The following is a 13,851-nucleotide window of genomic DNA, read 5'->3' as shown; positions in this document are numbered from 1 at the left end:
GTTTGAAATAAACTGACTGAGCTTGCGAATTACAATGGAAAAGTAACAGCGAATAATGAAGGAGAATGAATCATCGATAAGACACCTTGCGTTTATATCCTAACGTCAAATAACAACGCCGTTCTCTACATAGGTGTTACCAGTCAGCTGCCCCAAAGAATATGGCAACATAAAAATGGAGTAGTGGAAGGATTTACTAAGAAATACAACGTTCATAAGCTCGTTTACTTTGAGTTATTCGACAATATGGCTAATGCTATAAACCGAGAAAAGCAGCTCAAGCAGTGGAAGCGTGAGTGGAAGTTAGCCTTGGTAAGAGAAACGAACCCTAACTTTCTCGATCTATCTACTGAGTATCAGTAAAAATCATCCCTATCTTTAAACGCATTTAAGCTAACCACATCCGCTTTTTGTGTCGGTGCCGCTTCCCCTTCTAGCGCTGCTTTGAACTTTACGACCTGTTTTTGCAACTCGTTCATCAATACCACATTGGTGTGATGAGGGTTTTTACACGTGCTGATGACTCTATCAATGTGGCTTTGTTGAGCCCACAATCTTTCTTTCATATCTTCTGATGCGCTCTCGATCATCTCTTTCGCCATCTCATGACGGAATTGCTCAAAAGCTTCTGGGTCTCGCTCTGCCATTCGAACCATTTCATCGAATGGAGGAAGCGTTTGGGATGGGATATGACGTAGATTAGACATCGATGCTCTCCAAATCCTTATGGAAATTGCCTTTAGTTACTAACAGCCTATACCACTAGAAAGAGGAGAGAGGATGAATTCTTCAGCCGTCTCACTTATAAGAGAAGCTTTCAAGCTTGAGATTGAATAAGTGCGGCATGTCGATGTTTGGTTGTGGTGGTTACTGCAGTTGTTGGATGCGGTAAACGCAGCGTCTTTGGCCACTAATGATGTGTTCGGTACGCTCTACTTTGGTGTCACGTCCAAGTAAAGACTGAAAGACACTTAATTCTGATTGGCACAAGCTTGGGCAGCGAGTTGCGGCTTTACAAATCGGACAGTGATTTTCGATCAAGATGAATCCGTTCTCATCTTTCTCGAGCTCGGCCATATAGCCTTCTTGCTCTCTTAATGTGACAAGTGTTTCTAGTTTGCTTTGCAGAGAGTCGCATTGCTCAAGATGCTGACGATAACTTTGTAACGTGAGTTTTTCCCTTTCTGATGTGACTTTTTCCAGTCCATCTTTGCCAAAGATATGTTCGACAGCTTCTATAAACTGAATGGTCAACTCACCGTGACGGTCAGCAAATTGCTCATGACCTTTTTGAGTGAGAGACCAATGACGAGCAGGGCGACCAACTTTTACTTTTACGTCATGGATAGAAAGAATGCCATCATCTTCTAAACTTTGCAGGTGCTGACGCGCCCCCATGGTTGTCATACCTAGCTCAGAAGAGAGTTGTTTTGCAGTGACGGAGCCATCACGCTTAACGATTTGCAATATCCTATCTACGGTCTTCATATACCCACCATTTATACGTCAGTACATATTATGCGCGATAGGGTTAGTAAAGAAAAGTGTTGACTTAATTTGAGTGTGGATTTGTAGGGGCTATGTTCATATGAGCCAATATATGTCGTCATTCTGAACAACGAGGAACGAGGTGATTCAGAATCTATCTTTTGGTTGAGTAGTGGTTAAGGTGACCAGGCAAGAATAGGAGCTAGTTACTACTAGATTCTTAGTCTCGCTGGGGCTCGCTAGAATGACGAATTTTTTTGATTTAGGGCTAATTAAAGTCTCCGTCATTCTGAACAACGAGGAACGAGGTGATTCAGAATCTATCTTTGGTTGAGCAGCGGTTAAGGCGAGCAGGACAGAATAGGAGTTTGTTGTTACCAGATTCTTAGTCTCGCTGGAGCTCGCTAGAATGACGAGTTCTTTTGATTTAGAGCTTATTAAAGTCACCTTCATTCTGAACAACGAGGAACGAGTGTGATTCAGAATCTATTGCCCGTTGTGCGGAAAGAAAGGCTCAAACTCAGATTGAGCTAGAGCCTCGAGAAATGCTTAAAGAATAATATCGCGCACTTCTGGATCTTTACGATCTAGGTAGTGAGTCGACTTAATGCGGCGAATAGTTCGGCATCGACCGCGCACGAGCAGCGTTTCTGTGGTTGCAATATTGGCTTGACGAGAGATACCTTCCAGCAAGTCACCTTTAGTGATGCCTGTAGCTGAAAATACCACATTGTCGCTACGAGCCATGTCTTCCATTTTGAGGACAATATTTGCTTTTACGCCCATTTCATCGCAGCGTTTTAGTTCATCTGCACCGTAAATGCGGTTTTCTTCAGTATCGCCTTTTACCTCATGACGAGGAAGCAGGCGACCGTGCATGTCACCGTCTAGCGCTCGAATTACCGCTGCTGATACAACCCCTTCTGGCGCGCCGCCAATACAGTACATCATGTCCACTTCACTGTCTGGCATGCAAGTCAGAATAGAGGCAGCGACGTCACCATCAGGCACCGCAAAGACACGTACGCCCATTGCTTGCATTTCTGCAATAACGTCATCGTGGCGAGGTTTCGCAAGGGTAATAACGACTAGGGTATCAAGTGGCTTGTTCAGGGCTTTTGCTACGTTCTCTAGGTTTTCTTTTAACGGCTTTTCTAAGTCAATTACGCCTTTTGCACCAGGGCCAACAACCAGTTTTTCCATGTACATATCTGGCGCTTTAAGAAAGCTGCCTTTCTCACCTGCGGCAAGTACGGCTAGTGCGTTCGATTGTCCCATTGCCGTCATACGCGTTCCTTCAATCGGGTCGACTGCAATATCTACTTCATCACCACCAATACCCACTTGCTCACCAATGTACAGCATTGGCGCATCATCGATTTCACCTTCACCAATGACAATTTCACCACTGATATCTGTTTTGTTCAGTAGCGTGCGCATAACTTCAACAGCTGCGCCATCGGCTGCGTTTTTATCGCCACGGCCAAGCCATTTGTAACCAGCCAGAGCTGCACCTTCAGTCACACGGGAAAATGCCATTGCTAAATCGCGTTTCATGATGTCTCCAAGTAAGCAAGAGGGAAGAAGAATTTGCGCGGCGATTCTATCACAAGGTCGAGTAAACGTTTGCCTTTTTGCGAGGCTTTTACTTTATCTAACTTGAATTTGATCAATACTTAGGGCGATTTTCAGAGTAGCGGGACGCAAAATCCTTGCTCAAAAATGCTTCGGCGACAAGAAAAGTCAGCGTTTAGTGAGATTGCGCTGATTTTTTGACCGAATGATGCAAAATATCGAATATAGTGAGTGTTTCTCATCGCGACGCTGAGTAGAATGAACCTTATATAGGTTAGGTGTGCATCAATCTCGCACATCGTCCCAACGGAATAACATAGGTAGGCCAAGATGTCTTTTGAAGTACTAGAACAACTAGAATCTAAAATTCAAACTGCAGTTGACACAATCACTCTTCTTCAGATGGAAGTCGAAGAGCTGAAAGAAGATAAAGCTAAACTTGCGGAAGAAGCTAACGAGCTTCGCTCTCAACGTGAAGAGCTAGAGCAAAAAGCACAACAAGCACAGCAAGAGCACGCACAATGGCAAGAGCGCATTCGTGCACTACTTGGCAAAATGGACGAAGTGGAATAATTCGGCTTCTTCATTCCAAATTAAAAACACCCGCGTTAAGCGGGTGTTTGTGTTTTAGGGAAGTAGATAATGTTGAGACAAGGCTAGGCGCTAAGAGCTAGGAGAAGGCCCTATAACTTAGGCGTTTAAGACTCGCTATGCTTCTTCATCCAACTCTAAATCAATATTCAATGGTTCAGGCGACAGGATAATTCCGGTGCTATCGGCATAAATATAATCTTCAGGTAAGAAGCTGACGCCGCCAAAGTTGACTGGTACATCCAATTCGCCAATACCCTGGCTGGTCGCGCCAACAGGAATCGATGCCAAAGCTTGAATGCCGAGGTTCATGTCTTCAAGTTCATCTACTTCACGGACACAACCGTAAACGACAATGCCTTCCCACTCGTTTTCTTCCGCAATGGTTGCGATTTCTGCATCGATAAGGGCTTTACGTAGGGAACCGCCACCGTCAATTAACAAAACGCGACCAAGTCCATCTTGCTCTAATGTCTCGCGGATCAACGAATTATCTTCAAAACACTTGATGGTGGTGATTTGCCCGGCAAATGAAGCGCGACCTCCAAAGTTACTGAACATTGGTTCAACCACATCTACCTGATCGAGGTAGATATCACAGAGTGCTGAGGTATTGTATTCCATAGCGTGCCTTTCTAAACAGAAATTGGTTGTCTTTGAGTATATCTAGGCATTAAGTCAATGCAATGACAATCCTTTTTTAACTTACTAGAGTTTGAGCTACCACAATTGTTGCAAACAAAACGTTGGTGACTAGAGAACATTTCACAATGACTGGCATCATTGGTGCTATCTGAGCGGGCTTTTGTGTATGCCAAACCGCTTTACCATGATCGGCCACGAAATAAATACTAAGTAAGAATGGCAAGCTAATCCAAACGGGTTTGTCTTGAATTAACAAGTAAGCCGCAAAGGCAAGGATAGCTCCGCCAAGTAAAATAAAGTGGTACTGTTTGGCTTTACGTTGACCTAAGCGTACCGCCACCGTACGTTTACCACACTCTCGGTCGTTCTCTATATCACGCATATTGTTGATGTTGAGGACTGCAACGGCGAGTAAACCGCAGCCTAAAGCAGGTAAGAATAGCGTGGTGTCTACGTGACCGGTATGCAAGAAGTAGGTACCGGATACGCCGAGTAAACCAAAAAACAAGAACACTGATATATCGCCAAGCCCCACGTAACCGTATGGTTTGCTACCCATGGTATAAGCAATGGCGGCGAGAATGGCCAAAATTCCCAGCCCGATAAAAGTGACAATGCTTTCCAGTGAACTTAGTGAATAGAAAACTAACACCAAGCCTGAAATGGCGGTCAGAACGATGTTAAAGATAATCGCCTGTTTCATCTGTTTGGCACTTACCGCGCCAGACTGCATCGCTCGTAATGGGCCGAGGCGTTTGTCGTTATCTGTACCTTGAACGGCATCGCCATAGTCGTTTGCCAGGTTGGACAGAATTTGCAGCAATGTCGCGGTTACGAAAGCCATGATGGCAATCGTCAGTGAGAAATGACCCGCCGAGTAGGCGAGCACGCTACCTGTTAAGATAGAGACCAATGCCAGAGGTAATGTTTTTGGACGAGCGGCTTCAAGCCAGATCTGTAGAGATTGTTTCATGGAAATTTCGTGCTAGTAACCAATGTGCCCAGTATAAGCACAAAGAGGCAGATACGCTATTGACCTAAAACAACTCAACTAGAAGTCAAAGGGCGATTCAGAATCTATCGTCAGGTTGTGCAGTGGTGAAGGTGAGTGGGAAAGAATAGGAGCTTGCTGTTAGCTGAGTCTTAGTCTCGCTTGAGCTCGCTAGAATGACGAGACCTTTTGATTTAGATGTCGTCTAAGTGACCGTCATTCTGAACAGCGAGGAACGAGTGTGATTCAGAATCTATCGCCCGGTTGTGAAGTGGTTAAGGTGAGTTGGAAAGAATAGGCGTCTGCTGTTAGCAGATTCTTAGTCTCGCTTGAGCTCGCTAGAATGACGAGATCTTTTTGATTTAGATGTTGTCTAAGTCACCGTCATTCTGAACAGCGAGGAACGAGTGTGATTCAGAATCTATCGTCCGATTGTGCGGTGGTGAAGGCGAGTGGGAAAGAATAGGCGTGTGCTGTTAGCAGATTCTTAGTCTCGCTTGAGTTCGCTAGAATGACGAGATCTTTTTAATTTAGGTGTTGTCACAGTAACCGTCATTCTGAACAGCCAGGAACGAGGTGATTCAGAATCGATCATCCGATTGTGCGGTGGTGAAGGCGAGTGGGGAAAGAAAGGCGTTTGCTGTTAGCAGATTCTTAGTCTCGCTTGAGCTCTTAGAATGACGAGATCCTTGATTTGGGTGTTGTCTAAGTCACCGTCATTCTGAACAGCGAGGAACGAATGTGATTCAGAATCGATCATCCGATTGTGCGGTGATTAAGGTGAGCGAGGAAGAATAGGCGTCTGTTGTTACCAGATTCTTAGTCTCGTTTGAGCTCGCTAGAATGACGAGAACTTTTGATTTAGGTGTTGTCACAGTGGCCGTCATTCTATACAAAAAGCCCAGAAACAAGGTTCTGGGCTTTGGTAAAATAGATTGCGATTAAAGAATAAAGCGGCTTAGATCTTCATCTTCAATCGTGTCGCCTAAGCGTGCTTTCACATAAGCGGAATCAATAACGAATTTAGCGCCAGATTGCTCCGCTGCGTCGTAAGAGATTTCATCCATTAAGCGTTCCATTACGGTGTGTAAGCGACGAGCACCGATGTTTTCTGTGCTTTCGTTGACCGTCCATGCCGCTTCCGCGATTTGCGTGATGCCGTCTTCTGTGAATTCGATGTCTACATCTTCCGTTTTCATCAACGCAACGTACTGCTCTGTTAGAGAGGCTTTTGGTTCTGTCAGAATGCGTTTGAAGTCGTTGCTGCTTAGTGCTTCTAGCTCAACACGAATTGGTAGACGACCTTGCAATTCTGGGATCAAGTCAGATGGTTTTGCCACTTGGAATGCACCAGATGCAACAAACAGAATGTGGTCTGTTTTTACCATGCCGTGCTTGGTTGATACCGTGCTGCCTTCAATCAATGGAAGTAGGTCGCGCTGAACACCTTCGCGTGAAACGTCTGGGCCTGAGCTCTCGCCGCGTTTACAGATCTTGTCGATCTCATCGATAAATACGATGCCGTTGTTTTCAACGTTGAAAATCGCTGCTTCTTTTAGCTCTTCTTGGTTTACCAGTTTCGCCGCTTCTTCTTCCGCTAACGCTTTCATTGCGTCTTTGATTTTCAGCTTACGTTTTTTCTTAGTGTCGCCTGCCAGGTTTTGGAACATGCCTTGCAGCTGGTTAGTCATCTCTTCCATACCAGGAGGCGCCATGATCTCTACGCCCATCTGCGGTGCGGCTACGTCGATTTCAATTTCTTTATCGTCTAGTTGGCCTTCACGCAGTTTCTTACGGAAGATCTGGCGAGTGTGAGAAGACTCTTCCGTTTGCTCTGATTGACCCCAACTATCACGTGCTGGTGGCAGTAGCGCATCAAGAATGCGTTCTTCCGCTTGTTCTTCTGCGCGGAATTTCACTTTTTCCATCGCTTGTTGATGCGTCATTTTCACAGCGACATCTGTTAGGTCACGGATGATGGTTTCAACTTCTTTACCAACGTAACCCACTTCGGTGAATTTTGTCGCTTCAACTTTGATGAAAGGGGCATTTGCCAGTTTTGCGAGGCGTCGTGCGATTTCAGTCTTACCAACACCAGTAGGACCAATCATCAAGATGTTTTTTGGCGTCACTTCGGCACGCAAGCTTTCTTCAAGCTGCATGCGGCGCCAGCGGTTACGAAGTGCAATCGCAACCGAACGCTTGGCTTTTTCTTGACCGATAATGTGGCGGTTCAATTCATGAACGATTTCGCGAGGCGTCATTTCAGACATATTCTTTCCTTACTTCGTTACGATTACGCGGTTGGTTTTTCAGGCTCTACTGTTGAGTCTAGCTCTTCTACCGTGTGGTGATGGTTAGTGAAGACACAAATATCACCCGCGATATTGAGAGCTTTTTCCGCGATCTCACGAGCATCTAGATCTGTGTTTTCTAGTAGGGCGGTTGCGGCAGCTTGTGCGTAAGCACCACCAGAGCCAATCGCAATCAGGTCGTGTTCTGGCTGTACGACATCACCATTACCGGTAATGATTAACGATGCGGTTTCGTCGGCAACGGCAAGTAAGGCTTCGAGCTTGCGCAAAGCACGATCGCTACGCCAGTCTTTGGCTAGCTCAACTGCCGCTTTGGTTAGGTGACCTTGGTGCATTTGCAGTTTGCTTTCGAAGCGCTCAAAAAGGGTGAAGGCATCCGCAGTACCGCCGGCAAAGCCCGCTAGTACTTGGTTGTTGTATAGGCGGCGAACTTTGCGCGCATTACCTTTCATTACGGTATTGCCTAGAGATACTTGGCCATCACCCGCGATGACGACTTTATTATTTCGACGTACAGATACAATGGTAGTCACAGTCGACCTCTTGATTATTTCTCTTTGGATTTAATTCAGTATATGGGGGAGGAGAAATGGGGATTCAAGGGGGCAAAAAGAAAGGCCCTAGGATCTTAGCTCCTAGGGCCTGAGTTTAAAGATTTTCTTTCCAAATCGCACACGGCTCGATTTTCGCGCGTTGCAGTTTATGACGGTCACGTTCTGCATCACGTTTGAACTTATACGGACCTAGCACCACGCGATACCATGAACTGCCTTCTTTCTTACGAATCTTGCTCGACATCCCTTGGAACGCGATTGCAAGCTTACGCTCTTCGGCTTGTGCCTGGGTTTTGTACGCGCCACACTGCATGATGTAAGGAATTTTAGAAACTTCAATTTCTTTGGCCACAACTTCAACTTCACGTTTCGGTAGTGACTCAACATATTCCCATTTTTCTTCTGGTGGTGGCGGCAAGTCTTTTTTCGGCTTTGGTTTGCTTACAGTGGTTGTTGGCTGCTTCACGGCTGGTTGTTTAGGTTCTGGGTCACTACTCAAAAGGTAAAGACCATAGCCAAAACCGCCCACGAGCAAGATAGCGAGCAGGCCACTGCGCCAAGGTTTTTTTCTTCTCGGCGGCTGTTTTTTTGTCGACTTTTTTGGGGCGCCTCGCCCCCGTCTTACATAATCTCTATTTGCCACGGTTATTTCTGGTCATCAAGGATTCTTGCAAATATGTTAATCCAGAACGAGTTGAGAAAACACCCTATTGATAGAATCTTGATAGCTAAAGCGCGACAACGCCCGAGTGTAGGAGTGTGTTTCTGTTCTCGCTTATATTTATTTGGGGATATACAAAAAGCAGGAGGGGTAAATAAAAAGCGGCGCCTTAGCACCGCTTTGGGGATGAATACCTAATATTTAGGTTAAGGGCGCTGTGGTGGCGCTGCACTTCCACGAATGACGAGATTAGTTTCAAGCAGACGCGAGCCTGAATGCACGTCGTGGCCTTTTAACATCTCGAGCATCATTAGCATCGCTTGTCGACCAATCTCATAGCGAGGTTGAGAGATGGTGGTCAACGGTGGATCGCAGTACTGAGCGAAGTTAATGTCATCAAAGCCCACAACAGAGAGATCTTGCGGTACTCGTAAGCCAAGCTTTTTCGCTTCTTGAATTGCGCCGATGGCCATTGTGTCACAGTGACAGAAAATAGCCGTTGGTGGTTCTGGCAATTCGAGCAGTTTACGAACGGCTTTTGCTCCGCCATCAAAAGAGAACTCAGTAATGACACTATATTGCGGATCTTTATTGATGCCGGCACGGCGCAGGGCTTGTTGGTAGCCTTGCTGGCGGAATTGACACAATATTGCTGTATCTGGTCCAGAGATTTGAGCAATGCGTTTATGACCTAATTGAGTCAGGTAATTCACTGCTTCAAATGCAGAGGTCAGGTTATCAATATGTACTGTCGGGAGCTCGAGTTCAGGCGCAAATTCACACGCCATTACCATCGGAGGTAAGTTCTTTTGCTCTGGCTTACTGACATCGAATGGTAGATCTGTACCAAGCAGTAGCATTCCATCTGCCTGCTTAGTAAATACGAGGTTTACGAAAGAGCTTTCGCGTTTCTTCTGTTGTCCGCTATCGCCCAGCAGGACTAGATAGCCATGTTCCATGGCTGCATCTTCAATACCGCGAATAATTTCAGAAAAATAAGGATCACAGATGTCGGGAACGATAGTAACAATGGTTTTTGATTCGTTTCTACGTAAGTTACGCGCTAATGAGTTTGGAGAATAACCCGCTTCAAGTACGGCATCTTCTACTCTCTTTCTTGTAGAAGAAGAGACTTTCTCTGGATTCATTAAGGCTCGAGATACCGTAGCCGTAGACACTCCCGCAAGCTGGGCAACATCCTTCATTGTCGCCATAGTTTTTAACCTCTCATTTATTTTTTGCCAAGATGACGTTATTCCGGTTTGAAATCAGAGTAATCAAACCGAGTTAGAGCTGTGTTTGCTCTTCGCTCAGTTCGTGTTAACGAGTGGGAAAATGGATTCTTCACCGCGATATCAATTTGTGGGAATAGTCATTGTTTTAATCTAAGCCTGTGCAAACAAGTCACTTTAGACTTTTCTAATTTGGATAGTCTATTCATTTCTAAAGTGAAAGTTACGGTCTGTTTAACAAAAATTGTAATCTTGGTGTGATTCTGGTCACATTAAGTGGTAATTCATTACATAGTTAAACGTTTGCTAGCTGAGATCTTGTGGTTCTATGTCTAAATTCCAGCGTACTTTCTTAGCATTTGGCAACAACTCAATAGCAGGTTTGGCACTGGTTAATAACTTTTGCATCAATGAACGATGCTGAGTTTGCAGTAATAGTTGCCAACGGTATTTACCAGCCCGCTTGGCCAAAGGTGAAGGAGTAGGGCCTAACACCATGCAGGAATCATCGAACAGAGGGTGTGACTCTAGCGTAAAGCGAACCTGACGCAGGAAGTCTTCAACTATCTCACTTTGGTTCGCCTCTGCTTTAAACAGAGTCAAGAAACTATAAGGCGGAAGCTGAGCCAGTTTGCGTTCTTCCAGAGCAGTCATAGCAAAGTGGCGATAGTCTTTTTGAAGCAGGGCCTGCAGCAAGCTGTGCTCAGGATGGTGGGTTTGTAGGATAACCTCGCCAGGTTTACTTGCGCGGCCGGCACGACCTGCGACTTGAATAAACAACTGCGCTAGTCGCTCGGAAGCGCGGAAGTCACTACTATAGAGAGAGCCATCAACATCCAAAAGAGCAACGAGTGTTACATTTGGAAAATGGTGCCCCTTAGCCAGCATTTGGGTGCCAATCAGAATTTGATGTTCACCTTTACGAATCGATTCAAGGGCATCTTCCAAACTACCTTTGCGACGTGTGCTGTCTCTGTCGATGCGAATGGCGTTGTATTCTGGAAATAACTGAGCCAATTGTTGTTCGAGTTGTTCCGTTCCTACGCCGACGGTAACCAGTTGAGTTGAACCACACCCCTGACATTGATGAATTACCGGTTGTTGTGAGCCGCAGTGATGGCAGCGTATTTCGTTGCTGTAATGGTGGAACGTATAGTACGCATCACAACGTTTACATTCTGCAATCCAACCGCATTCATGGCACATCAAAGCGGGCGAAAAGCCTCGGCGGTTAAGAAACAACATTACTTGATTGCCCGCTTTTAAATGCTTGCGCATCTCGGCAATCAGTTGGGCAGATAAGCCACTTTCTAAATACTGACCTTTTACATCTAACACTTTATTAGTGGTTGGCACGGCAGAGCCAGCTCGTTGGGTTAGTGTTAAATGGTGATATTTGCCTGACAAGGCATTGTGCAATGTCTCCAGTGCAGGTGTGGCTGAGCCCAGAACAATCGGAACTTGTTCTTTATGAGCGCGCATTACAGCAACATCGCGTGCATGATAACGCAAGCTATCTTGCTGTTTGTAAGAGGTGTCATGTTCCTCGTCCACAATGATAATCCCGAGATCAGCAAAAGGCGCGAGTAGGGCAGAGCGTGTGCCGATAATGATTCCGGCCGCTTTGTCGCGTGCAGAAAGCCACGCATTCAGACGCTCCGTCTCGTTTAACCCGGAGTGGATGACGTCAACTGGCACATTAAAACGGCGTTTAAAGCGGTTGATGGTTTGGGGCGTTAAGCCAATCTCTGGTACTAAAACCAAGGCTTGTTTCCCTTGCTCTAAAACTGGCTTGATAAGGTTTAAGTAAACTTCGGTTTTACCAGAGCCAGTTACTCCCTCTAATAAATAGCAAGCAAAGCCTGTTTGGCTATTTACACTTGCAATAGCCAGCGCTTGTTCGTGGTTGAGCTTTGGCTTCTCGACGTCGCATTCAACGTGCTGTCCCCACGGGGTGATTACAGGCTTCTTCTCGATACGTTCAATCCAGCCTTTCTCTTCTAAAGACTTTAGTACTGTTGAGGCTATCTCTTGGTCGACAAATTCCTGGTGAGGCAAAGCGCCGTTAACCAACATTTGCAAGACCTTCTGTTGTTTGACCGCTCGACGATCAAGCCCTTGCATCAGCTTGTCTTTACCGGATTCGGTAATTTGCCACTCTTGTAGCGTCGCAAAATCTGCAGGCTTTCCTTTACGTAGAGCTGCTGGCATCGCATTGTGTAGCGTATCTCCAAGTGGGTATTGGTAGAACTGGCTGCACCAAGTCAGCAACGAATAAAGCTTTTCAGACCATATCGGCTGAGAATCAAGAACTGCTTTGATTGGCTTGAGTTGATCTTTGGGAAAGTCCGAGTGATTAACCATTGCGGTGACGATGCCGACTAAGGTTTGGCGTCCAAAAGGCGCGGAAACGCGTCCACCAATGATCGGAAACAGGTGCCCCGGAATGGCGTAATCAAATTGTTTGTCGAGCGGAACGGGTAATGCCACTCTAGCAATGGTTGGACGCATAAATTCTTAGCTATTAAAAAGAGGGAAAGGAAATGAGAGTCTATTAAAATCGGTATGGAAATTCGAGTAAAGCTATGTGATTCAGCGTGAATCGTGCCTCTATGATTAGTCTTGCTAAAAAAGTGGCGAAAAAGTTGCCAAATGTGTTGATCCGAACAATGTGATTCTTTACTATATCGCGCCTTGAGATATGGCTTCGGCAATTAGTTGATGCGGTATCCCATTTTATTATTAATTGCGTGTGGTGTGCGGCTTAGATTCGTATAGCGACACGGCCTACTATTGAGGTTATCCCATGAAAGCTGGTATCCACCCAGAATACAAAGCAGTAAAAGCGACTTGTTCTTGCGGCAACTCTTTTGAGTTCAACTCTACTCTAGGTAAAGAGTCTATCCACCTAGACGTATGTGACAAGTGTCACCCATTCTACACTGGTAAGCAACGTATCGTTGATACAGGCGGCCGTGTTGATCGCTTCAACAAGCGTTTCGGTGCACTATCAAGCGGTAAGAAATAATAGCAGCCGCTATTACGATTACAGTTTAGAAAAGGACGCTTCGGCGTCCTTTTTGTTTAATGGCTACCAAGCGAAGAGGAATGTATGGGGTTTGGAATATTCCCGATTATTTTTCACTCAGCGCTTGCAACCTAAAGTGTGATCTGTATAATGCAGCGCACTGGTTAAGCCAGTTGTGAACCAATGAGCAGTGAGGAGCGAGCAAATCTAAGGATTTGCGAGGTAATGTATACTCAGCTTATGTTCGCGGTTAATACAATTAGCTATCTTTTCTTCGGAAAAACTATCCTCAAAGGTGACTTTGGCATATAGGGATAGTTAATCGAAAATTAACTGACAATGCGTCCTAATCTTGGATGCTACGGTTTCACATAAATCAATCGGCATTCTCTCGTCTTGACGAGTTTGAGTGGCGATATTGTTTGTGTAATTTATTAAATTTGGAGCTCTGTCTCATGCAGAACCAACGTATCCGTATCCGCCTAAAAGCTTTCGATTACAAACTAATCGATGCTTCTACAGCGGAAATCGTTGAAACAGCTAAGCGCACTGGCGCACAGGTTCGTGGTCCAATCCCACTGCCAACTCGTAAAGAGCGTTTCACAGTTCTTATCTCTCCACACGTTAACAAGAAAGCACGTGACCAGTACGAAATCCGTACTCACAAGCGTCTAATCGACATCGTTGAGCCAACAGACAAGACTGTTGATGCTCTAATGCGTCTAGACCTTGCTGCGGGCGTTGACGTTCAAATTAGCCTAGGTTAAGGGA

Annotated in this window: 14 protein-coding genes; 4 read left to right on the top strand and 10 right to left on the bottom strand. The window is 45.5% G+C overall.

Features of this window, described 5'->3' with window-relative positions:
- Positions 1-69: 69 nt before the first annotated feature.
- Positions 70-363, top strand: a complete 294-nt coding sequence (locus tag R7M72_RS07420; RefSeq protein WP_053303352.1) for a GIY-YIG nuclease family protein — start codon at positions 70-72, stop codon at positions 361-363.
- On the opposite strand, the gene R7M72_RS07415 is transcribed toward R7M72_RS07420, so the two are convergent.
- The 3 genes from R7M72_RS07415 to glpX all read right to left on the bottom strand — a co-directional run bounded on the left by R7M72_RS07415 (position 357) and on the right by glpX (position 3,045).
- Complete coding sequence (locus R7M72_RS07415) at positions 357-707, bottom strand: DUF3135 domain-containing protein (RefSeq protein ID WP_053303351.1); 351 nt, start codon at positions 705-707, stop codon at positions 357-359. The genes R7M72_RS07420 and R7M72_RS07415 overlap by 7 nt on opposite strands.
- Before the next feature lie 160 nt (positions 708-867).
- Entirely contained in the window at positions 868-1,488 is a 621-nt protein-coding gene (locus R7M72_RS07410) for a helix-turn-helix transcriptional regulator (RefSeq protein ID WP_005379532.1), read from the bottom strand.
- Between the two features lie 549 nt (positions 1,489-2,037).
- Entirely contained in the window at positions 2,038-3,045 is a 1,008-nt protein-coding gene (gene glpX / locus R7M72_RS07405) for a class II fructose-bisphosphatase (RefSeq protein WP_053303350.1), read from the bottom strand.
- Positions 3,046-3,393: 348 nt separating this feature from the next.
- Here glpX and zapB point away from each other — a divergent pair, with 348 nt between their 5' ends.
- Positions 3,394-3,636, top strand: coding sequence for a cell division protein ZapB (zapB, locus tag R7M72_RS07400; RefSeq protein ID WP_005379536.1), 243 nt, complete (start codon positions 3,394-3,396; stop codon positions 3,634-3,636).
- Between the two features lie 135 nt (positions 3,637-3,771).
- Here the strand turns inward: zapB and rraA are convergent, their stop codons facing one another.
- From rraA to priA, 7 genes are all read right to left on the bottom strand, one after another.
- On the bottom strand, positions 3,772-4,278 hold the full coding sequence (gene rraA / locus R7M72_RS07395; RefSeq protein ID WP_005379537.1) for a ribonuclease E activity regulator RraA: 507 nt from the start codon (positions 4,276-4,278) through the stop codon (positions 3,772-3,774).
- Between the two features lie 76 nt (positions 4,279-4,354).
- Positions 4,355-5,272: a 1,4-dihydroxy-2-naphthoate polyprenyltransferase gene (locus R7M72_RS07390; protein WP_005383178.1), complete on the bottom strand. Its 918-nt coding sequence runs from the start codon at positions 5,270-5,272 to the stop codon at positions 4,355-4,357.
- Between the two features lie 959 nt (positions 5,273-6,231).
- Positions 6,232-7,563 (bottom strand): HslU--HslV peptidase ATPase subunit, encoded by a 1,332-nt coding sequence (hslU, locus tag R7M72_RS07385; RefSeq protein WP_053303349.1) that lies wholly within the window; start codon positions 7,561-7,563, stop codon positions 6,232-6,234.
- Between the two features lie 23 nt (positions 7,564-7,586).
- Positions 7,587-8,138 (bottom strand): ATP-dependent protease subunit HslV, encoded by a 552-nt coding sequence (gene hslV / locus R7M72_RS07380; RefSeq protein ID WP_005383176.1) that lies wholly within the window; start codon positions 8,136-8,138, stop codon positions 7,587-7,589.
- A 115-nt stretch (positions 8,139-8,253) separates the two neighbouring features.
- Positions 8,254-8,802, bottom strand: coding sequence for a cell division protein FtsN (ftsN, locus tag R7M72_RS07375; RefSeq protein ID WP_172563399.1), 549 nt, complete (start codon positions 8,800-8,802; stop codon positions 8,254-8,256).
- 224 nt (positions 8,803-9,026) lie between these two features.
- On the bottom strand, positions 9,027-10,055 hold the full coding sequence (cytR, locus tag R7M72_RS07370) for a DNA-binding transcriptional regulator CytR (RefSeq protein ID WP_254901949.1): 1,029 nt from the start codon (positions 10,053-10,055) through the stop codon (positions 9,027-9,029).
- A gap of 303 nt (positions 10,056-10,358) precedes the next feature.
- Positions 10,359-12,563, bottom strand: a complete 2,205-nt coding sequence (gene priA, locus R7M72_RS07365) for a primosomal protein N' (protein ID WP_318056116.1) — start codon at positions 12,561-12,563, stop codon at positions 10,359-10,361.
- A gap of 295 nt (positions 12,564-12,858) precedes the next feature.
- Between priA and rpmE the strand changes: the two genes are divergently transcribed.
- Both rpmE and rpsJ read left to right on the top strand, forming a co-directional pair.
- Positions 12,859-13,080, top strand: coding sequence for a 50S ribosomal protein L31 (gene rpmE, locus R7M72_RS07360; RefSeq protein ID WP_005379546.1), 222 nt, complete (start codon positions 12,859-12,861; stop codon positions 13,078-13,080).
- A 455-nt stretch (positions 13,081-13,535) separates the two neighbouring features.
- Positions 13,536-13,847 (top strand): 30S ribosomal protein S10, encoded by a 312-nt coding sequence (gene rpsJ / locus R7M72_RS07355; RefSeq protein ID WP_004410492.1) that lies wholly within the window; start codon positions 13,536-13,538, stop codon positions 13,845-13,847.
- Positions 13,848-13,851 lie beyond the last annotated feature (4 nt).

Origin of the sequence: Vibrio sp. YT-18 (assembly GCF_033337345.1) — a bacterium.
GTDB classification, from domain to species: domain Bacteria; phylum Pseudomonadota; class Gammaproteobacteria; order Enterobacterales; family Vibrionaceae; genus Vibrio; species Vibrio alginolyticus.
The sequence above is the reverse complement of the archived record's forward strand: the minus strand, read 5'-3'. Positions and strand labels throughout refer to the sequence as shown.